Raw genomic sequence first — 20551 nt, 5'->3', positions numbered from 1 at the left:
CTTTAACTCATCTTGGAATAATAATGATAAAAATTGGTCAAGGTATCGACGTTCATGCTTTTCATAATAATGGTCAGCAGCAACAATATGTCATTCTAGCGGGCGTGCCGATTGAGCATTCTCATAGTTTGCTCGCACACTCTGATGGGGATGTGGTCTTGCATGCATTGGCTGATGCGCTGCTGGGCGCACTTGCTCTTGGCGATATTGGGCAGCATTTTCCTGATACCGATGCGGCACATGCTGGATTGGATTCAAGGATTTTGCTGCGTTATGTTTATAGTAAAGTGCAAGAGGCTGGTTATAGTCTAGGCAATGCTGATATCACGGTGATGTGTGAACGTCCAAAGCTGGCACCGCACAACAAAGCGATGCGCGCTAATATCGCGAGCGACTTACAAACAGATATTAGCAATATCAGTGTAAAAGCCACCACGACTGAAAAATTGGGATTTACGGGTCGTCAAGAAGGCATCATGGCCAATGCCGTGGTATTATTAGTCCCTAATACTGTTGAACCTACATAGATCGAAATTCGTGCTTGTAATACAGCGGCAGTTGCCCCATGTATCAGCCACGTCTTTACACAATTATTTTTATATAAATAATCATTTTAATGAACCGCTTTATCAATAGGAGCTTTTATGAGTGAGCAAACCCCAAACACTACTGCAAACGACGTTGAACAATTGATCCGTGATCAAATCCGTGACAATAAAGTCATTATTTACATGAAAGGCACACCGCAATTTCCGCAGTGTGGTTTTTCAGCGCGCTCTATCGAAGTGTTGACTCAGATTGGTCGTCCATTTGCGTTTGTAAACATTTTAGAAAACCCAGAAATCCGTGCAACGTTGCCAAAAATTGCGAACTGGCCAACGTTCCCACAATTATGGATTGATGGCGAGTTGATGGGCGGGTCAGACATCATCTTGCAAATGTATCAATCAGGCGAGCTAAAGCCATTGGTTGAAGCAAACAGTCCTGCCGCTTAATACTTTGGCAACTTATTGAGATATCTTTGATATTTGAGTAAGCTTTATAAAGTACAGCAAACCCAAGTAGTCATTAATGGCTATTTGGGTTTTTTTATTATTGCTATTAGTGTCACTAATACTCTATCTATTCTTGTCCCTACTAGTATTTCCACGCGCCTATGTCATTAGGCTTCGTTGTTTTTATGGGATTTACCCCCATATAGTGTCCAAGATACCAGCGATATAAATAATAATTATCAGATAATTAAGAGAGCTTTATGAATAACCAAACCAATGAACAGTCAAATGAGCAGAGAGAAGCGGCTGCGCAAGCAGCGATTGAAAAGCGTCGCGCGCGTTTAAAAAACGAATCTACGCGGATCATTGAGATTGCTAATAATGAGTCATACTCAGCACTGAAGTGTATTCATCAGCTTAGTGTGGCAGGCGGTGCAACTGAAGCGACGTATATCGCTATTGAACAGCGCATTGTTGTGGACCAAGATCCAGCAGGTGCTTATCACTTGGCATTGTTGGCTCAAAACACGCCAGATTTGCCAATCGATGCTCGTCAACTTATCGAATTAGTAGTCAACAAGGGTGATAACCATCAGCGCTTGGCCTTACTCAAAAACTTACCATTACCGCCAGTTGAGCTTATCAAAGCGCAGATTTTAGCGAGTGATGATGGTGAGGCGATTGGTCAAATGAATGCCTATCTACAGATAAACCCAGAAGGGTATGGTAGCCATCATATGCTGTCTAGCGGTCAATCGGATCAGATCGTACCCTTGAGCCGTGGAAACAGTAATAACTAAGAGATCATTACGAACTCAAAAGCTAACAACCAAAGTGATGCTGGCGTAAGTATCTTTGCGCTTAATTATAATAGTTTTTATCCTAGCGTTTTTTAAGCGTGAAAAAATTGTTATAATGATGGGTTATTCAACCAATTATGAACGACTTAACTGAGTCGTTATCTTTTTTATAAATACGACTGACGTTTATTTGCTGATGGTTTTCTTATTTGAACATAAGATACGTCAATCAGCAGCGTTATGAGTCAAGTGAGGCACACATGCAATACCCAAAACATTACGACGTGATAGTAATCGGCGGTGGTCATGCTGGCACAGAAGCTGCTCTGGCGGCTGCACGTATGGGCGCTCAGACCTTATTGTTGACCCATAATATCGAGACGCTTGGTCAGATGAGCTGTAATCCCGCGATTGGCGGTATCGGTAAATCGCATTTAGTGCGTGAGATTGACGCGTTAGGCGGCGCGATGGCGCTAGCAACGGACAAAGCAGGTATCCAGTTTCGTGTACTAAACAGCCGTAAAGGCGCTGCCGTTCGTGCCACGCGTGCGCAAACCGACCGTATCTTGTATAAAGCGGCTATTCGTCATACGTTAGAGAATCAACCAAACCTAGATATATTTCAGCAAGCCGCTGATGATATCTTGGTAGAAAATGGCCGTGCTACAGCTGTTGTGACCTCTACAGGTATTGTTTTTAAGACCGAAACAGTCGTATTAACCTCAGGGACGTTCTTGGGCGGTGTCATTCATATTGGTCTAGAAAACTCGAATGGCGGACGTGCAGGCGATCAGCCTTCTATCAAGCTCGCCGATCGCTTGCGTGAGCTGAAATTGCCAGTAGGTCGCCTAAAAACAGGCACGCCAGCACGTATCGACGCCCGTAGCGTTGATTTTAGCGTGATGACGGTACAGCCAGGTGATACGCCGCTGCCTGTCATGAGCTATATGGGTGATGTCTCTATGCATCCTGAGCAGGTTAACTGCTATATCACACATACCAATGCGCGCACCCACGATATCATCCGTGAAAATCTTGACCGCTCACCGATGTTCTCTGGCAAAATTGAAGGCGTAGGCCCGCGTTATTGTCCGTCTATCGAAGATAAAATTCATCGTTTTGCGGACAAAGACAGCCATCAGATCTTTATTGAGCCAGAAGGCCTGACCACGCATGAGCTGTATCCAAACGGTATCTCAACGAGCTTGCCATTTGATGTGCAGTTAGACTTCATTCACAGTATGAAAGGCTTAGAGAAAGCGCATATCACGCGTCCAGGCTATGCCATCGAGTATGATTATTTTGATCCACAAAACCTAAAGCCAACGCTTGAGACCAAGTCGATTGATCGTCTGTACTTTGCTGGTCAAATTAACGGTACGACTGGCTACGAAGAAGCGGGCGTGCAGGGTCTGCTAGCAGGGACCAATGCCGCATTGGTCACTACTAACAATAGCGAGTTTGACACGTGGACCCCGCGCCGTGATGAAGCGTATCTTGGCGTGTTGGTCGATGACTTGATTACGCACGGTACTACTGAACCGTATCGAATGTTTACCAGTCGTGCTGAATATCGTTTACTGCTACGTGAAGACAATGCCGATCAGCGCTTGACAGAGACGGGTCGCAAACTAGGGCTGGTAGATGATGTGCGCTGGCAAGCATATCAAGAAAAAATGGAGGCGATCTCGACAGAGACGTCACGCCTAAAAGACATGTGGGCCACGCCGACAAATACCTTGGGTCAGAAACTGTCTGAGCAGACAGGTGAGGTACTCTCTAAAGAATCGACTGCCTTTGATTTGCTAAAGCGTCCGCAAATACATTTTGCTGATATCGCGGCTATTACTGACTCAACCGTTGATGCGCAAGTAGGAGAGCAGATCGAGATTTCTGTCAAATACGCCGGCTATATCGATCGTCAGCAAGAAGATATTGATCAAATGAAGCGCTTAGAAAACACGGCGCTACCGCTAGATTTTGATTATAGTGTGGTATCAGGGCTATCAAACGAGATTGTGCAAAAACTCACGCAAGTTCGTCCTGCGACGCTTGCTCAAGCTGGACGTGTCAGCGGTGTCACACCTGCGGCCATACAGTTATTGGCGATGACGGTCAAAAAACATAAAAAAGAAAAGGCTGCGCTTGACTCGTAACGGTAGTATGCTAAAGCCTTTTATAACAAAGCATCCATGACATAAAAAGCCCGTAATAATATTTTATTGCGGGCTTTTGTTTATTGAAAAACCACTCTATTATCGAAATAAAGTCTCATTCAAACTTGTCTTACTTGCTGCTTTGTCTCTATACTAGGTCGTAAAATCTGATTATTACTTATTAAATTTTCTTGTTGATGCTCATATCATGATGGGCTTGTCACCGAATTGAGCCTATTTATGATTGATGCTATTGTTTTTGCTATTACTATTGTCTTTCCCAACCTTGCTTTGATGTGGTTGGGTTTTTTTATGCAAAGACGTGGCGAGGCGAGCCAAAGTTTCATTGATCAGGCATCCAGCTTTGTTTTTAACTACTGCTTGCCTTGCTTGCTATTCTTTAGCGTGGTCGATAGCGATGTTGATTATGGTCAGCAAGTTAAGCTAATTTTTGTTGGTATTTTGGTGACATTTGTCCTGTTCTTTGGGGCGGAGCTGTATGCCAAACGCTTCGTCAAACGTCCTGCCGACCAAGGCGTGTTCGTACAAGGTATTTTCCGTAGCAACATGGCTATTATTGGCCTCGCAACCGTTGCCAATGCTTATGGTGAGCGTGGTTTAAGTATTGGTGCCGTTTACATGGGCGTAGTCACCATATTGTTCAATATTTTAGCGGTCATTACGTTAAGTCGTGTCTCTAAAAATGTGGATGATACTTTGATCAGTCGCAGTATTATGATCATCAAAAAGGTATTTACCAACCCACTTATTTTGGCATTGCTATCAGCATTTGCTTATAAGGCATTGCCATTGCCACCACTCACAGGTGTGATTCACACGACTGGTGATTTGTTGGCAGCGGTTGCATTGCCGCTGGCACTGATTTGCGCTGGTGCTAGTATTGATTTGAAATCGATGCTGAGTGCCTCAGGGTTATCTATGCAGGCAAGTATTGGTCGGATTGTGATTGCACCCCTTGTCGCCATTGCGATTGGCTTGGCATTTGGTTTGTCAGGCGTCCATATGGGCGTGTTATTCTTGATGGTGGCCTCACCAGCCGCTGCGGCCAGTTATGTGATGGCGAAGGCTATGGGGGGTAATGACATATTGGCGGCCAATATCTTGGCGTTTACGACGGTGGTTGGTATGTTTGGCATGGCGTTTGGTGCGGCCGCCTTACGTGCGCTTGGTTTGATGTAGCTTATATAGTCAGTGCTTTGTTGGACATAGCGTCAACTGGTCGTTGTAATACTAAAAACCCCCTTTTTTCTATTTTGAAAAAAGGGGGGTTGAATGTCAATTTATATTGTCTCGGTTACGTTTTTCTTCTCGACGTTGCTTACGCTTAGGACTGGTACGGTAGGTCAGATAACCACCGATGGCCATGACTGCAAGAAATGCCACGATATACATAAATATCGACGAGCCAATCATAAGTGATGCACCAACAATAGCAGTTGCTTCCATGTCAAAAATCCAGTTAAGGTTTGGCAATAATTATGCAAGTGTCTCATTTGATTGTAAAGTAAATAAGTTTAGCTCCGGTGTAAGTTCAAGTGAACGAATACGCGCTGCTTGATTATGTACATTAGCGGTTACAATCAATTCATCTGGTTGATGGGTTGCCAAAAACGCAGCCAATTTCGGTTTGACCGTTTCGACAGATCCGATGAATGAAACTGACAGCGCATTATCTACCATCATTTTTTCTGCTTGGCTCCAGATGCTGTCCATATCGTGTGTAGGTTTTGGCATTTGACCTGTCTCACCACGGCGCAAACGTACAAAACTCTGCTGTGCTGAGGTAAAGTGATACTGAGCAGTCTCATCGTCGTCAGCCAGTAACAAGTTTGCAGCAATCATGACATAAGGCTTATCTAAATAAGCAGACGGTTTGAACTGCTCACGATAGGCTTTAATTGCTTGTCCGAGCATTTGCGGAGCAAAATGAGAGGCAAACACATACGGTAACCCTAAGTGCGCCGCTAAGGTTGCGCCAAATAAAGATGAGCCTAATATCCAGATAGGGATGCCTGATTTGGCACCGGGGAATGCCTGTACTGGACTGCCATCTGTATCATTGCCCAAAAAGTACATCAGCTCTTGCACGTCTTGCGGGAAACGCTCAGCGTCTTTCATCTGGCGACGCAGTGCCTGAAACGTCGCGCCATCTGTCCCCGGTGCGCGGCCCAAGCCTAAATCAACGCGGTCTCCGTACAATGCCTGCAATGTGCCAAATTGCTCAGCGATAACCAGCGGGGCGTGGTTCGGCAGCATCACACCGCCTGCACCAATACGGATACGCTTGGTTTGGCTACCGATATGTGACAGTAGGACTGAGGTCGCTGCACTAGCGATACCTGGCATATTATGATGCTCTGCCATCCAGTAACGGTTTAAGCCAGACTTCTCTGCTTGCTGCGCGGTTTGTACCGTTTGAGCAATACCTTCAGCGATGGTATGGCCTTCAGGTACTGGTGCTAGATCTAAAAAAGATAAAGGGATTTTGTTATTCATAAATTATCCAGTAGAGTGATTAATTATTTTCTCTTGATATGCTTGTCATTGATATCGATTTCAAGCCGTGTGACCAAGCAGTAATAATTCATAACAAAGACAGATTATCGATGATTTAGGCACTTGGTGAGCAACAGCATCCGTTGATAAATAAGTCTATCATCATAAAAATAATCGTATAATAAAAAGCGTCAGCACATGAAAAAGCAGGCAACCTAAGTTACCTGCTTTTTCAAAATGACGTTATTTAACTGAATGGTTATTGCAGTCGATCACTTAGACCGATTATTTGGCTTGATCGCCAAGCTTATAAGCGACCACATAATCACCAATCTTCGTACCTACTGAACCATGTCCACCAGCTACCAATACCACCATCTGCTCACCTTTAGAGTTCAAGTAGGTCATAGGTGTAGCCTGACCACCTGCTGGAATACGAACATTCCATAGGACATCGCCATTTTTCAAATCATAAGCACGGAAGTTGTTTTCTGTTGCTGCTGACAAGAATGCGACGCCACCTTTAGTGATGATAGGGCCGCCAATACCAGGTACCCCCAATTCAAACTTGATTGGAATAGGAGATAAGTCCTGTACAGTACCGTTTTTGCGCTGATACGCAATCTCGCCTGTGGCCAGATCAGCACCTGCAATAGTGCCCCATGGTGGCTGCTGACAAGGTACACCAAGTGGTGATAAGAATGGTCCCATCTCTACCGCATAGTCTGCGCCTTCATTGGCATTCACACCTTGTTCACCTTTATTGGTCTCAACATCGCCAAGTGTGTCTTTAGGGATGAGTTTTGAGGTAAAGGCAAGATAAGTTGGCATACCGAACATCACGCCATTTTCAGGATCAACAGCGAGTCCGCCCCAGTTAAAGGTACCAAAGTTACCAGGATAGACTAAAGTACCATTGGTTGATGGCGGCGTGTAGCGGCCGTCGTAGTTGAGTTTGTTGAACTCAATACGGCACATCATCTGATCGATGAGACTTGCGCCCCACATATCTTTTTCAGTCAGTTTCTCAGGCGCAAAGCTCAAGCCAGAGTAAGGCTGTGTAGGCGATGCATGTTCACCAGCAATCAGGTAGCCTTGCGGTGCATCACGTTCTTTGATAGGTACAATAGGCTCGCCTGTGGCACGGTTCAAGACATAAACATCGCCTTGTTTGGTCGGTATAACTAATGCAGGCTGGACACCATCAGCGGTATCTAAGTCAAGCAGTGTTGGCTGCGCAGGCGTATCCATATCCCAAAGATCATGATGGACAAACTGCTGTACCCAGCGCGCTTCACCAGTTTTCAGATCTAGTGCGACCACAGAGGTTGCATACTTTTCTTCAGCAGCATTACGATAGCTACCGAGCTGATCGGGCGTGCGATTGCCCATTGGGAAGTAAGCCAAGCCAAGCTTTTCATCAGCACTGGCAGTCGACCATGAGTTTGGCGAGCTGGTGCGATAGACTTGAGTTGGATCATTGACATCAAAAGGGGCTGTGTTGTCAGGATCGCCTGAGTCCCAGTTCCACATAAGCTCGCCAGTATTCACGTCATAAGCACGGATCACACCAGAGGGTGAGTTTACATCGTAGTTGTCGTTAACAGCACCAGCAACAATAATAACGCCACCTGCAACCACTGGGGCAGATGTTGAGTAATAGTAGCCTGCTTGCTGGAACGGCATGTTATGCATGAGGTCTAATGCACCATCTTCACCAAACTCTTGACAGCGTTGTCCTGTTTTTGGATCTAATGCATATAGCTTGGCATCAGAGGTTGGAATAAAGATTTTGGCATCACATTGCTTGGAGGGATTTTCAAAGGTATTACCCGCGATTTTTTGTACCATTGTATCGCTAGTGGCAGCAGATTTGCGAGCGACGACGGACGTATCGTCAGTGGCGCTATTATTAGCTGACTCAACAGTAGCAACCGGAGCGGTATTATCCGTACCAGCTTGACCAGCGTAATAAGAGACACCGCGGCAAGTTTGATGCTGACGTTGGAGGTTTTCGCCAACCTTAGGATCGAACTTCCATAGAGTCTCACCAGAGTCGGCATCTAATGCTAGCACCCAGTTATGCGGCGTACACATATACAAGGCGTTGCCGATTTTTAATGGGGTTGCTTGATAAGTGGTTTCGCCAACGTCATTAGGACCTTTGACATCACCGGTTTGGATTTGCCAAGCGAGTTCTAAATCTTTGACATTATCAGTGTTGATCTGAGCCAGAGGAGAGTAGCGTTGTCCATAATCAGTACGGCCATACGCGCTCCATTCGCCATCTGGTGTTTGCTCGCCAGTGGATAATGGATCGCCAAGGTTGGTAGAAGTGGCGTTTTGATCGCCGTCATCTTTGGCAGTTAAATCGAGTTCGCCCAATTTGTCGGTGGCATTATTGGCCATACTACCGAAAGAGAGCAGTGCGCCCACAACCACACTGGCCATTAGTCCCCAATAATAAAGAGGACTTTTCTTAACGTTGTTTGTGGTTGTTACTTGAGCGTGTTTCCCGTGCATCTTCTTAGAGACCCACGGTAAAAGCATTAATAAACCAAATATTAGTGGGAAACCCAAGCGAGTTGCCAGCGCCCACCAATAAAATCCAGATTCCCAAAGCGACCATACTAGTGTTACAACGATAAATATCGCGTACACCCCGTAAGCGCTCCAGTGTTTTTTGAACAATAAAAATGCTGTCGTTAACATCATAACGCCAGCAAAAAGATAGTAAGGACTACCGCCTAAAGAGAGCAGATAAGCGCCGCCAATAATCAAGGGGACGGCAAAAATTGCCATAATGATCGCTACGAGTTTTTCCATGAGCGGTATCACCTGTTACATAGAAGCAAATGGACATGTAGTGATCGACACCCAGTACAATTAAATGTCTAGGCGTCCAGCAATACATGCAGAAATAAAAACGAAATCAAACGTTGAATAATGTTTGAGACTGTATTTTATCACTTATGCATAAGCTCGGTAAAGGTGGCGTAAGGTAGGACAGACGCGCTAGCCGCTTTGTTTAGTTGTCAAATTGTTTCTGACACAGCTCCATAAAGGCACGACCGTATTGGCGGATTTCCGCGTCATCGCGCACCGCCATCCAACTGGTAAAGCGTCCGAAGTGATCGACTGGAATCGCGGTCAAGTTCTGATAGTGACTTGGTTCAAAGGCCATCTCGGCAATGATACCGATGCCTAAGCCAAGTCCAACATAGGTACTAATCACATCCGCATCAAGTGCTGCTAACACAATATCTGGCTCTAGACCTGCTGCTTCAAAGGTTTTATCAATCGCGCCGCGACCGGTAAAGCCGCCATGGTAAGTCACAATCGGATAGCTGGCCAGCGTCGGCAGATCAATGGACTCTAAGCCTGCAAGCTCATGATCGCTTGGTACGATGACGCGATGCGTCCAGTCGTAATAGCGGTAGCATCTAAGATAGTTGTTGTGTAGCAAAGACTCCGTTGCGATGCCGATATCAGCCTGACCACGAATGACCATCTGCGCAATGGTTTCAGGATCGGCCTGTTGCAAGATCAAATTGACTTTTGGAAAGCGATCTTTGAATTCTTTAACCACCTTCGGCAGCACATAGCGTGCCTGCGTGTGGGTCGTCGCAATGGTCAATGTGCCAATATTAGGATTATTAAAATCTAGGCTTAGATTTTCAATGGTACGAATCTCGGCAAAGATAGATTCGATATGTGGCATAAGCGCGGTGCCCATGGTGGTCAGCCCTGTCAGACGCTTTCCTTGACGAATAAATACTTCGGTCTTCAGTTGGTTTTCAAGTGCCGCGATATGCTTTGACAAGCTCGATTGACTGGTATGTAGCACCGTGGCTGCTTGACTTAAGTTATAGCCATTGATCACCGTATGCCAGACTGTTTCCAACTGTTTGAGCTGAATTTGCAAATGTCGCTGATTGACCACTACATCGATTGCCATCACTGAATCCTATTGTGTAACAATACAAACCTTACCTATATTTGAAAGATTTGTATATGAAAGTAAAAACTTACAAATGTGCCATAAGAGCGTAGTGTAAAACAAAGCTATTATTCTTGTATATAATAAATAGCTATCAATTTATAATAATTATGAATATAAGTTTTTTATAGTCCTCTTGCTTTTACGGTATTTCTTATAGTCGTTTAGTTGTTTGTTTTATTTAGATGGGGTGTGTAACTCAGAATATTTAAGACTGTTGAATATCTAGATTTTAAGCATAAAAAAACAGCTACCTTCTAAAAGATAGCTGTTCATGATTGATAGACTTACTCACTGTTCATTAATCTAATCAATAACGCTTACTCAGCAACGTCATAACGATCCGCATTCATGACTTTACTCCAAGCGCTAACGAAATCACGAACGAATTTCTCTAAGTTATCGTCCTGCGCATATAGCTCAGCATAAGCACGCAAGATAGAGTTTGAGCCAAATACCAAATCCACACGGCTGGCTTGCCATTTGGTATTACCGGTACTACGCTCACGTATTTCGTAACTATTGACCGTGTTGCTTGGCTCGTCACCTGTTTTCACGGGATGCCACGTGTAGTTCATGTCGGTCAAGTTGACAAAGAAATCATTGGTCAAGACCCCAACACGGTCAGTGAAGACGCCTTGTTGGCTCTGTCCATGGTTGGTATCAAGGACGCGCATACCGCCGATCAATACTACCATCTCAGGCGCTGTCAATCCCATTAGCTGCGTGCGATCTAGCAGCATCTCTTCAGGAGAGACTGCATAGTCTTCTTTGACCCAGTTGCGATAGCCGTCATGCAAAGGCTCCAAGTCTGCAAAAGATTCGGTATCGGTCATTGCCGCTTCTGCATCACCGCGACCTGCGGTAAATGGTACCGTAACCTCTATGCCTGCATCATTCGCTGCCTGCTCAATAGCAGCATTACCAGCAAGCACAATCAAATCTGCCAAGCTTAAGTCTTTATCAAAGTCAGACTGAATGCGGGTTAACGCCTCAAGCACACGTTGTAGCTGCTCTGGCTCATTGCCTGCCCAGTCCTTTTGCGGGGCTAAGCGGATACGTGCGCCATTTGCACCGCCGCGATAGTCTGATGCGCGGAATGTACGTGCGCTGTCCCATGCGGTAATGATTAATTCACGGCGGCTCAAATCACTGTCCAATATTTGCGATTTCAGCGCTGCAATATCATCAGCATTCAAGTCTGCATTGCCTGCTGGAATAGGGTCCTGCCAGATAAAGTCTTCGCTCGGTACATCTGCCCCTAAGTAACGAGATTTCGGCCCTAGGTCACGGTGAGTTAGCTTGAACCATGCTTTGGCAAACACCTCATCAAAATACGCTGGGTCGTTATGGAATTTCTCTGAAATCTCGCGATAAACAGGATCTTTGATCAATGCCATGTCAGCATCAGTCATGATCGGATTACGGCGGACACTGGGATCATGAGCATCTAATGGACGGTCTTCTTCTTTAATATCTGTGGGCTCCCACTGCCATGCACCTGCTGGACTTTTGGTTAATGCCCAATTGTGGTTCAATAGTAATTCAAAATAGCCATGATCCCACTGAGTTGGATTGGTTGTCCACGCGCCCTCAATACCGCTTGAAACAGTATCACCGGCATTGCCATTACCTTTAGGATTGCGCCAGCCTAGACCTTGCTCTTTGACATCCGCCGCTTCTGGCTCGTCTTCTAGTATGGTCGCATCGCCATTACCGTGACACTTACCAACGGTATGACCACCCGCGGTCAAGGCAACCGTTTCTTCATCATTCATTGACATACGCCCAAACGTCGTACGCATATCTTGAGCGGTTTTCAATGGGTCAGGGTTACCGTCGACGCCCTCAGGGTTGACATAGATTAAGCCCATTTGTACCGCTGCTAGTGGGTTTTCGAGGGATGCACGGTCTTTATCGCTATCGTAACGGTTTTCGGTCGGTGCCAGCCATTCGCGTTCAGAACCCCAGTAGATGTCTTTTTCTGGATGCCAAATATCAGCACGACCACCAGCAAAGCCTAGCGTTTTAAAGCCCATAGACTCATAAGCCATGTTGCCTGCCAAAATCATCAAATCAGCCCATGATAGTTTGTTGCCGTACTTTTTCTTGATGGGCCATAGTAGGCGGCGCGCTTTGTCTAGGTTGGCGTTGTCCGGCCAGCTATTTAGTGGCGCAAAGCGTTGATTACCAGTATTAGAACCGCCGCGACCATCGGCACCGCGATATGTACCCGCTGAATGCCACGCCATACGAATCATCAAGCCACCATAATGACCCCAATCTGCTGGCCACCACTCTTGTGATTCGGTCATGAGGCTTTTCAAATCGGTTTTGACCGCTTCTAAATCAAGTTGTTTGAACGCTTCAGCATAATCAAAGTCTGCTCCCATTGGGTCAGTCTTTTTGTCTTGCTGATGCAATATGTCTAGGTTTAAGCTATTCGGCCACCAGTCAGTCACAGCAGAGGCGGTGGTAGTATGCGCTTGATGCATGACGGGACAGCCGCCCATGCTAGGACGCTGCGGTGCGTGTGTTTGATCAGCGTTTTCACTATGAATCGTCGGTCCCTTATCATCACCTTGATCATAAGTTGTATTTGTTGCGGTGTCGCTGTTACCTTGGTGGTTTATCGGGCAACCAGCGGTATCTTGCGTGGTGTTTTTGTCGGTTGGGGTGTTGGTTGAATCGGACATGGCAAAACTCCTGGGCTATGGTAATAGAAAGAACAAACCATCAATCAAGTTAATCATTGTTGATATAGAGAGCATAACGAAGCACTGTTTATTTATAAAACTAATATATAAAAATTATATGTTTTAAATTATTAATCATTAATTCTTGGTGTAGTACCTCATCCAGCTTGCTATTAACGCCATTGCTTTATCACGAGGAGAGATAGTGATGAGCCAATCAAACTGATACTGATGCTATCTCTATCTACATATTGCCGATAAATGAAAGCGTTGTTAGACATCTTTGATGAGAGTAAGTAGTAAGAAAACTAAGGACTGATTTAACCATAGTGAAAGATTGCTATAATCTTCGTTACTGCAGCGAAATATAAGCCGTTATGAAAGTGCCAGAATCAATGAGTTAATGCAAAAACATCTAGTCAAGGTAGCGGTTCTCAAGTACCATAACTGAATTTTGTTGTAATAAACGCATTGGTGCAACGTAAAGCAATTTTTATCGATCTCTTGATGGATAACTGATTCTAAAGATTGATAAAAATTGTGCGCAGTTGTGTTATTTGTCTCAATTGTTGGTGAGTTATTATGTCTGCTGTCAAATCTGTACCACCCAAACCTCCCATCGCCAAAAAATCATGGGGCGAGGCGGCGAAAGCCTATCTTGATCGGCGTGCTATGATCATGCTGTTTTTGGGTTTTGCAGCTGGTATTCCTATTTTGCTTATTTTCTCCAGCCTATCGTTATGGCTGCGTGAGGCAGGGTTTGATCGCAGTGTAGTGACGACCTTTAGTTGGGCGGCATTGGGATATTCGTTCAAGTTCATTTGGGCGCCCCTAGTGGATGCGGTGCCGCTACCGATATTGACTAGATTACTGGGCCGTCGTCGTAGTTGGATTTTGATTGCACAGCTCTTAATTATTTTGGCGATTTATATGATGGCCAGCATCAATCCGACCGATGAGAGCAGTTTGCACTATATGGCCATGGCAGCCGTGCTATTGGGCTTTTCATCCGCCACGCAAGATATTGTGGTCGATGCTTATCGTATTGAGCTTGCCCCTGCGAGTTTTCAGTCAGTACTGTCGGCAATGTATACCGCAGGCTACCGTTTAGGGATGATTTTTGCAGGCGCAGGTGCGCTCTATTTGGCAGATTATTTTGGTTCGACCGAAGAGCTTTATAGTTACGAAGCGTGGCGCAACACCTACTGGATCATGGCAGCGGTGATGGGCGTAGGTGTGGTGACCACGTTGATAATTCGGGAGCCTGTGAGCGAGCAGATACGTATTGATCGTCCCGCCTCTGACTATGCCCGTTTGGTATTGGTATTTGTATTGTCGGTCGCCGCTTTTATCATTGCTTTTGTCAATGTTGGTGCGTTACTGCCAGAGACAGACAGTGTGATGTTTGCCTTTGTACTCGAAGTGGTTCACCTGTTAGCCAGCTTACTGGTGGCATCAGTTGTGGGTTACTTATCTGTCAAAGTGGGCGTGGTCAAACAAGAAATGGCCTATACCACTTGGGTCGAACCAGTCGTTGATTTTTTCCGTCGTTATGGCAAAAAAGCATTATTGCTACTGGCCTTGATTGGTTTATACCGCATTTCTGATATCGTCGCAGGGGTCATCTCGAACGTCTTTTATCAAGATATGGGTTTTAGTAAGACAGACATTGCCAATGCTGTGAAACTGGTTGGTGTCATCATGGTTATTGCGGGTGGCTTTTTGGGTGGTATTTTGGCTCAAAAACTGCGTATGATGCAGGCGATGATGGTCGGTGCCATCTTGGCTTGTGTGACGAATTTATTATTTGTCCTGCTCACTTATCATCCTGGTAGCTTGCCGCATATGTATGTGGCAGTGATTTTTGATAACCTAGCGGCAGGCCTTGCCAGCGCTGTATTCATTGCGTTCTTGTCTGCCTTGACCTCGATTCGTTTTACCGCGGTACAGTATGCTATTTTCTCCTCATTAATGACGTTGCTACCTAAGGTGATGGGTGGCTACTCTGGGGCTATCGTTGACAATATGGGCTATCCGTTTTTCTTTATTTTCACCTTTGCGATTGGTATGCCAATTTTGATCTTAATCTACTTGGTCGATAAACATATTATTATTGGTGATAATGACGATATATATGGTGATGACAAACTAGCGAAAGCAAATCCAAACCTGACCGATACCAATGAGCCACCGCGCGCGTCAGAGTAGCATTGGCGCATTGGCAGTACTTTTATCTTTATTTACGATATCTTTAAGAGTGAGTTATGACCGCATTGACCATTCGTCAAATAAAGCAGCAAATTGGTCAACTGACGAATGGTGAGACAAATCGTCAGATACCGTCGTTTTGGCCAACGGATTGGCTGCTATATGTTATTGATAAACCTTCACTATTTTTAATTACTGACGAAGATTATCAGCTGACAGAAAGTGAGCAAAGGCGGTTTTATACTGGTATGGTTAAGATGCAAGAAGGGACGCCGCTCGCTTATTTGACGGGTCAGCAAGCATTTTGGTCGCTGAATTTTGTGGTCAATGAGCATACTTTGATTCCCAGACCCGATACCGAGGTATTGGTCGAGCAAGTATTGAATTGGATCAATGCTCAGCCGGTATCTAATCCTCATAAGCGCTTACTTGATTTGGGTACAGGCTCAGGTTGTATTGCTATCAGTCTGGCTCATGAATTAAAAAAAGACAATTGGCAAGTGGTCGCCGTTGATTTGTCGCTTGAGGCGCTCGATATTGCTCGGCATAATGCGGATTTTAATGGTGTCACTAATATTGAATTTATCCAAAGCAGTTGGTATCAAGCGTTACCTACTGATGACGAATGTCGGTTTGATGTGATTGTCTCAAATCCGCCTTATATTGATGAGGCAGATGAGCATTTGGCGGGACTAACCGCTGAACCGATCAGCGCGCTCAGTGCACCCAATCATGGTTTGGCTGATATCGAGCATATTGTCCAGCAGGCACCGTCTTATTTGTGCAAAAAAGGACTGCTGGCTATCGAGCATGGCCATGACCAAGGGGTTGCGGTTCGACGGTTATTTTTGGAGAATGGTCTTGAGTCAGTACACACGGTACAAGATTACGGTGGTAATGATCGTGTCACAGTAGGGCAATATCCATAAATAGGCTTTATGGATAGACATTTTTAATTATAGGTTGCAAAAAATATGGCAGACGATTTGGCACAGCTATCTGATGATGAGCTTCTCCGTTATGCACGGCAAATACTACTCGACGGTTGGGATATGGATGCTCAGCTGCGATTAAAGTCAGCACGCGTGGTGATAATAGGCGCAGGTGGCCTTGGTTGTCCAGCGTCTGAGACACTGGTGCGTGCAGGGGTTGGTTATGTGCATCTGATTGACGATGATGCGATCGAAGCGAGTAACCTGCAACGGCAAACGCTGTTTTTGCCAGAAGATATCGGTCAGTCCAAAGCGCTGACAGCAGCGGCTATGCTGGCACGCATCAACCCTTTGATAGAAGCTTACGGCACCGTGGCGCGGTTAGATGAAGACAATGCTTATGAGTTGCTCAATCTAGCCTCTGGTAAGCCAGACTTATTACTAGACTGTACGGATAATTTTGCGACTCGTGACGTCATCAATCGCATTAGCGTCCATTATCGGATTCCATTATTATCTGCCTCGGCAATTGCGATGCAAGGGCAGCTGGCGCTGTTTGAGCCACATCTGGACACAGGTTGCTATCATTGCGTGTTTGGCGCGCTTGTGCATGATGAGGTTGCCGATGAGCGTACCTGTGCCAATTCAGGTGTGCTTGCGAGCACCACTGCGGTTATGGGTAACCTACAAGCCAATACCGCCTTGCAATATTTGGGATTAACCAAAAATCCACTGACAAATAAGCTGCTTATATGGGATGGTAGGCAGATGCAGCAGCGGCTGATGGGTTATAGAAAAGATCCAGAATGCCCAGTCTGTAGCAGCCCTGATTGAATACTATGTCTTTGATATATTTTTAGTCTATTTTCGAAATTATCTATTTTCAAATCCTTTCTATTACCATAGTTGTTTTTTATGAAAATTCATCGTCCGCATTTGTTAAAGCATACCTTTAATGTCGTCAACCGTGTTCGCCAAACCGCGAGTGTCGCAGGCTTATCTGCGCTAAGAGTGGCAAAAGGGGAAAAACCTGATGCAATGCTACTCAAAGAAACCTTTGAGCAGTTAGGCACGACTTATATCAAAATCGGTCAGTTTATCGCCAGTACACCCTCGCTGTTTCCACGTGATTATGTTACTGCTTTCCAGAGCTGCTTGGATCAAACCACGCCATTGTCTTATGCTTATATCGAGCAGGTGCTAAAAGAAGAGCTGGCGACTGATGGTATGAGCCTTGATGATAAGTTTGCGCATATTGACTCAGAGCCGCTAGCCTCTGCCTCTATCGCTCAGGTTCATGCTGCCCGTCTGCATAATGGTGATGAAGTGGTGCTAAAGGTACAAAAGCCTGGCGTCGAGACGATTATGCAGACCGATTTGGGCGTATTGCATGGCGTGACCAAGCTGCTTGAAATAGTGATGCCATCGATGAAGTTCGCAAGTATCGCGCCAATTATCGATGAGATTCGCCTGCGTATGCTTGCCGAGACGGATTTTATCGCTGAAGCACAAAACATCCGCGATTTTCAGCAGTTCTTAGCCGTCTCAGGTAATACTCGGGTAGTGGCACCAACAGTGTATGACGATCTGACCACCAAGCGTGTATTGACGATGAGCCGCCTATATGGGGTTTCTATGGTTGATGAGTCGCTCATGCGTCAGTATTGCAGCGATCCTGCGCAAATCATGGCAGATACATTAAACACCTGGTTTGCCAGTCTTATGCTGTGCAATAGTTTTCATGCTGACCTGCATGCGGGTAACTTGATGCTATTAACCGATGGACGTATTGGTTTCTTAGACTTTGGTATTGTCGGTAAATTAAAAGCCGAGAGCTGGCGTGCGTGCATGGGTATGATGCAAGCGATGCAAGACAGTGACTATCAAGCGATGGCACGTTATATGATTGACATGGAAATGACGCATGGTGGCAATAAAGTTGATGTGGTTGCCTTAGGTAACGATCTAGAGCGCATGATGATAACGATCATGGCAGAAGATAAGACCTTTACCAGCGGTGTGCCTTTTAACAGTAAAGAGCAAGCTGACGAGCTCAATAAAATGATGCTTGAGATTGTCGAAGTTGGCAAACGTCATGGTATCCATTTTCCACGCGACTTTGCTTTATTGACCAAGCAGATGTTATATTTTGATCGGTTTATGCGTACGCTAGCCCCTGACATGGATATGTTTAGCGATCAGCGTGTACAAATGCTAGGACAGGATACGATAGGGACAACCACGTTAGATGTATTGTAGGGTTTGTTTTTATTTTATGATGTCCCAATAGCTCTAATAACTGTTTGACTCCTACTTATTTTACTATTGCTTTTAATTATCTAACACAAAGGATTGTGTGCTAATTGCCACAAAAATGGCGCTGTCATGATGACTGCTATTAAAAGCCGTGTCGCTCCTACCATCACCAACGAAGCGGCCATTGCCTGTATCGGTATGTACTGTTTGGCAGTTGTCATGGGCTATGGACGCTTTCTCTTTACCGCCACTCTACCTGATATTATGGTGCAATTGTCACTATCAACGACGATTGCTGGCTGGCTAGCATCAATCAACTATATCGGTTATTTTATCGGTGCCCTCATTGCTATGTTTGTGCCTCAGCGTGCGACATGGCAGGCGATGACGCTTTGGGCAATAATCAGTGTTGTCACAACAATGCTACTCGTTATACCAAATATGTCGCTCACGTTATGGTATGTCATTCGCCTAATCGCAGGCATTGCAAGCGGGGTAGCGATGATATTGAGCTCATCGTTTGTGATTCAAAACCTGAGCCCCGAGCGCCGTTCTATACTCTCGGCCATCCATTATGCAGGTATTGGTGTTGGTATTAGTGCTTCTGCCATTGTGACGTGGTGGCTTTTGATACTAGGCTATCACTTTGATGTGATTTGGCTGGTTGCAGGCTGCACCAGTTTACCGCTGATATGGCTCCTCTACGCGATAAAACCCAAACCAGTAGATAGTTTGGAGTCACAGTTGACCGATTCGAAACAGCACGTGTCCGTTTATCAGAGCTATTTGAACTTCAAACGCTCTTTATATGAAGCGATTTCTGGACACTATAAAGCGCTTGCTTTACTTTTTATGAGTTATATATTGGCAGGATTTGGTTATATCAGCTCAGCAACTTTCCTGCCCGTTATGGCAGCGCAGCGCTTAACGACGCAGACCTATGCTGGGTTGATGATTTGGTTGGTGGTTGGTATTTTTGCGATGCTATCAAACCCGTTATGGGGCGCGCTTGCCAAACGTATCGGTGAGGTAAAAACCCTAATGGGTCTCACGGTATTACAAGCGTTTGGCATGTGTTTGCCTATATGGTTTGATGGTGCGCTTGGATTATACGGCAATGCTATTATTCTAGGGTTGACCTTCGTCGGTATGGTATCGATGACCCTCACGTTGTTTAAAAATATCAATCCTGCTTATTCTAATTTACTGATTGCATTGGCAACGCTCGCCTATGCGCTAGGGCAGTTCTTGGGACCTTTGGTGACGGTAGCATTGGCAGGAGAGGATGGCAATTTCAATGCAGGGTTACTGGTCGCTGCTATTGGATTGATGATTGGACTGATTTTGATAATAATGTTTCGTAGACAGTCACCAACGCTCGCTTAGCATTTTTAACGCCATGAGCGCTCTATACGACGCTACGACTGAATACCTCCCGCAGCTCAAAACTGGTGTGGACTTGAGCAACGCCTTCAATACGATTGAGGCGATGCAATAAAAACTCCTCATAATGTGCCATATCGCGTACTCTCACCTTAATCAGATAGTCTTCTGTACGTCCTGTGACAATACTACAGCTCACGACTTCCTCAAAACTCTGAACGCTACGCTCAAATTGTTCAAAACGCTCAGCCGTATGACGATCCATACTGACGGCGATAAACACGGCGAGCGGATAGCCCAGTTTTTGCGCATCGGTTTTGGTATGGTAGCCTGTAATGATATTAGCGTCTTCTAAGCGTTTAATACGGCGGGCACAAGGGGTGGCAGAGAGATTGACACGCTCAGCAAGCTCCGTGATACTCATACGTGCCTGCGTCTGTAACAAGCGCAATAATTGCTTATCGATGTCATCTATATCTATTGTGCCCATACTTCCAAAATGACTTTCTGGCATTTTTAGTACCTCAATAGTGAATTTAATTGATTGTAACTACTAAATTGGGTTTTTTCACTAAAATCATAGAAAATAAAGTAAAAAATAGCAGGTT

General features: G+C 45.2%; 16 protein-coding genes. 10 read left to right on the top strand and 6 right to left on the bottom strand.

All coding sequences use genetic code 11. The features are described from left to right. Positions 1-23 precede the first annotated feature (23 nt). The 5 genes from ispF to GYK50_RS07525 all read left to right on the top strand — a co-directional run bounded on the left by ispF (position 24) and on the right by GYK50_RS07525 (position 5151). Complete coding sequence (gene ispF, locus GYK50_RS07545; protein WP_058025333.1) at positions 24-527, top strand: 2-C-methyl-D-erythritol 2,4-cyclodiphosphate synthase; 504 nt, start codon at positions 24-26, stop codon at positions 525-527. A gap of 117 nt (positions 528-644) precedes the next feature. Then, on the top strand, positions 645-995 hold the full coding sequence (grxD, locus tag GYK50_RS07540) for a Grx4 family monothiol glutaredoxin (protein ID WP_071001428.1): 351 nt from the start codon (positions 645-647) through the stop codon (positions 993-995). A gap of 260 nt (positions 996-1255) precedes the next feature. Continuing rightward, positions 1256-1795, top strand: a complete 540-nt coding sequence (locus GYK50_RS07535; protein ID WP_212563612.1) for a hypothetical protein — start codon at positions 1256-1258, stop codon at positions 1793-1795. A 260-nt stretch (positions 1796-2055) separates the two neighbouring features. Next, positions 2056-3951, top strand: a complete 1896-nt coding sequence (mnmG, locus tag GYK50_RS07530; protein WP_212563611.1) for a tRNA uridine-5-carboxymethylaminomethyl(34) synthesis enzyme MnmG — start codon at positions 2056-2058, stop codon at positions 3949-3951. A gap of 240 nt (positions 3952-4191) precedes the next feature. Further along, the gene (locus tag GYK50_RS07525; RefSeq protein WP_212563610.1) at positions 4192-5151 is read left to right on the top strand and encodes an AEC family transporter; all 960 of its coding nucleotides are present in this window, start codon (positions 4192-4194) and stop codon (positions 5149-5151) included. Positions 5152-5247: 96 nt separating this feature from the next. Here GYK50_RS07525 and GYK50_RS07520 read toward each other — a convergent pair whose 3' ends face one another. The 5 genes from GYK50_RS07520 to katG all read right to left on the bottom strand — a co-directional run bounded on the left by GYK50_RS07520 (position 5248) and on the right by katG (position 12981). Further along, complete coding sequence (locus tag GYK50_RS07520; RefSeq protein WP_156770945.1) at positions 5248-5418, bottom strand: hypothetical protein; 171 nt, start codon at positions 5416-5418, stop codon at positions 5248-5250. Positions 5419-5448: 30 nt separating this feature from the next. Further along, entirely contained in the window at positions 5449-6468 is a 1020-nt protein-coding gene (locus GYK50_RS07515; protein WP_212563609.1) for an LLM class flavin-dependent oxidoreductase, read from the bottom strand. A 285-nt stretch (positions 6469-6753) separates the two neighbouring features. Continuing rightward, positions 6754-9294: a membrane-bound PQQ-dependent dehydrogenase, glucose/quinate/shikimate family gene (locus GYK50_RS07510; RefSeq protein WP_212563608.1), complete on the bottom strand. Its 2541-nt coding sequence runs from the start codon at positions 9292-9294 to the stop codon at positions 6754-6756. Positions 9295-9496: 202 nt separating this feature from the next. Beyond that, entirely contained in the window at positions 9497-10426 is a 930-nt protein-coding gene (locus GYK50_RS07505) for a LysR substrate-binding domain-containing protein (protein ID WP_212563607.1), read from the bottom strand. Positions 10427-10788: 362 nt separating this feature from the next. After that, complete coding sequence (gene katG, locus GYK50_RS07500; RefSeq protein WP_212564526.1) at positions 10789-12981, bottom strand: catalase/peroxidase HPI; 2193 nt, start codon at positions 12979-12981, stop codon at positions 10789-10791. A gap of 765 nt (positions 12982-13746) precedes the next feature. Here katG and GYK50_RS07495 point away from each other — a divergent pair. The 5 genes from GYK50_RS07495 (at position 13747) to GYK50_RS07475 (ending at position 19946) form a co-directional block, all read left to right on the top strand. Further along, positions 13747-15372: an AmpG family muropeptide MFS transporter gene (locus GYK50_RS07495; protein ID WP_212563606.1), complete on the top strand. Its 1626-nt coding sequence runs from the start codon at positions 13747-13749 to the stop codon at positions 15370-15372. Positions 15373-15428: 56 nt separating this feature from the next. Further along, positions 15429-16301 (top strand): peptide chain release factor N(5)-glutamine methyltransferase, encoded by an 873-nt coding sequence (gene prmC / locus GYK50_RS07490; RefSeq protein WP_071001436.1) that lies wholly within the window; start codon positions 15429-15431, stop codon positions 16299-16301. Positions 16302-16346: 45 nt separating this feature from the next. Continuing rightward, a complete protein-coding gene (locus GYK50_RS07485) occupies positions 16347-17138 on the top strand; it encodes a HesA/MoeB/ThiF family protein (RefSeq protein ID WP_071001437.1) in 792 nt (263 codons plus the stop codon). Positions 17139-17219: 81 nt separating this feature from the next. Further along, positions 17220-18563, top strand: coding sequence for an ABC1 kinase family protein (locus GYK50_RS07480; protein WP_071001438.1), 1344 nt, complete (start codon positions 17220-17222; stop codon positions 18561-18563). A gap of 126 nt (positions 18564-18689) precedes the next feature. Further along, the gene (locus GYK50_RS07475) at positions 18690-19946 is read left to right on the top strand and encodes a YbfB/YjiJ family MFS transporter (RefSeq protein WP_212563605.1); all 1257 of its coding nucleotides are present in this window, start codon (positions 18690-18692) and stop codon (positions 19944-19946) included. Between the two features lie 22 nt (positions 19947-19968). Here GYK50_RS07475 and GYK50_RS07470 read toward each other — a convergent pair whose 3' ends face one another. After that, positions 19969-20457, bottom strand: coding sequence for an Lrp/AsnC family transcriptional regulator (locus tag GYK50_RS07470; RefSeq protein WP_420070446.1), 489 nt, complete (start codon positions 20455-20457; stop codon positions 19969-19971). Positions 20458-20551: the final 94 nt, after the last annotated feature.

This window comes from Psychrobacter pacificensis, from assembly GCF_018336615.1.
Classification (GTDB): Bacteria; Pseudomonadota; Gammaproteobacteria; order Pseudomonadales; family Moraxellaceae; genus Psychrobacter; species Psychrobacter pacificensis.
This window is presented reverse-complemented; position numbering and strand designations above follow the sequence as displayed.

Coding starts and splice junctions, on each gene's coding strand:
- ispF (WP_058025333.1), top strand. CDS start 24: ATGATAAAAATTGGTCAAGGTATCGACGTTCATGCTTTTCATAATAAT.
- grxD (WP_071001428.1), top strand. CDS start 645: ATGAGTGAGCAAACCCCAAACACTACTGCAAACGACGTTGAACAATTG.
- GYK50_RS07535 (WP_212563612.1), top strand. CDS start 1,256: ATGAATAACCAAACCAATGAACAGTCAAATGAGCAGAGAGAAGCGGCT.
- mnmG (WP_212563611.1), top strand. CDS start 2,056: ATGCAATACCCAAAACATTACGACGTGATAGTAATCGGCGGTGGTCAT.
- GYK50_RS07525 (WP_212563610.1), top strand. CDS start 4,192: ATGATTGATGCTATTGTTTTTGCTATTACTATTGTCTTTCCCAACCTT.
- GYK50_RS07520 (WP_156770945.1), bottom strand. CDS start 5,418: ATGGAAGCAACTGCTATTGTTGGTGCATCACTTATGATTGGCTCGTCG.
- GYK50_RS07515 (WP_212563609.1), bottom strand. CDS start 6,468: ATGAATAACAAAATCCCTTTATCTTTTTTAGATCTAGCACCAGTACCT.
- GYK50_RS07510 (WP_212563608.1), bottom strand. CDS start 9,294: ATGGAAAAACTCGTAGCGATCATTATGGCAATTTTTGCCGTCCCCTTG.
- GYK50_RS07505 (WP_212563607.1), bottom strand. CDS start 10,426: ATGGCAATCGATGTAGTGGTCAATCAGCGACATTTGCAAATTCAGCTC.
- katG (WP_212564526.1), bottom strand. CDS start 12,981: ATGGGCGGCTGTCCCGTCATGCATCAAGCGCATACTACCACCGCCTCT.
- GYK50_RS07495 (WP_212563606.1), top strand. CDS start 13,747: ATGTCTGCTGTCAAATCTGTACCACCCAAACCTCCCATCGCCAAAAAA.
- prmC (WP_071001436.1), top strand. CDS start 15,429: ATGACCGCATTGACCATTCGTCAAATAAAGCAGCAAATTGGTCAACTG.
- GYK50_RS07485 (WP_071001437.1), top strand. CDS start 16,347: ATGGCAGACGATTTGGCACAGCTATCTGATGATGAGCTTCTCCGTTAT.
- GYK50_RS07480 (WP_071001438.1), top strand. CDS start 17,220: ATGAAAATTCATCGTCCGCATTTGTTAAAGCATACCTTTAATGTCGTC.
- GYK50_RS07475 (WP_212563605.1), top strand. CDS start 18,690: ATGATGACTGCTATTAAAAGCCGTGTCGCTCCTACCATCACCAACGAA.
- GYK50_RS07470 (WP_420070446.1), bottom strand. CDS start 20,457: ATGCCAGAAAGTCATTTTGGAAGTATGGGCACAATAGATATAGATGAC.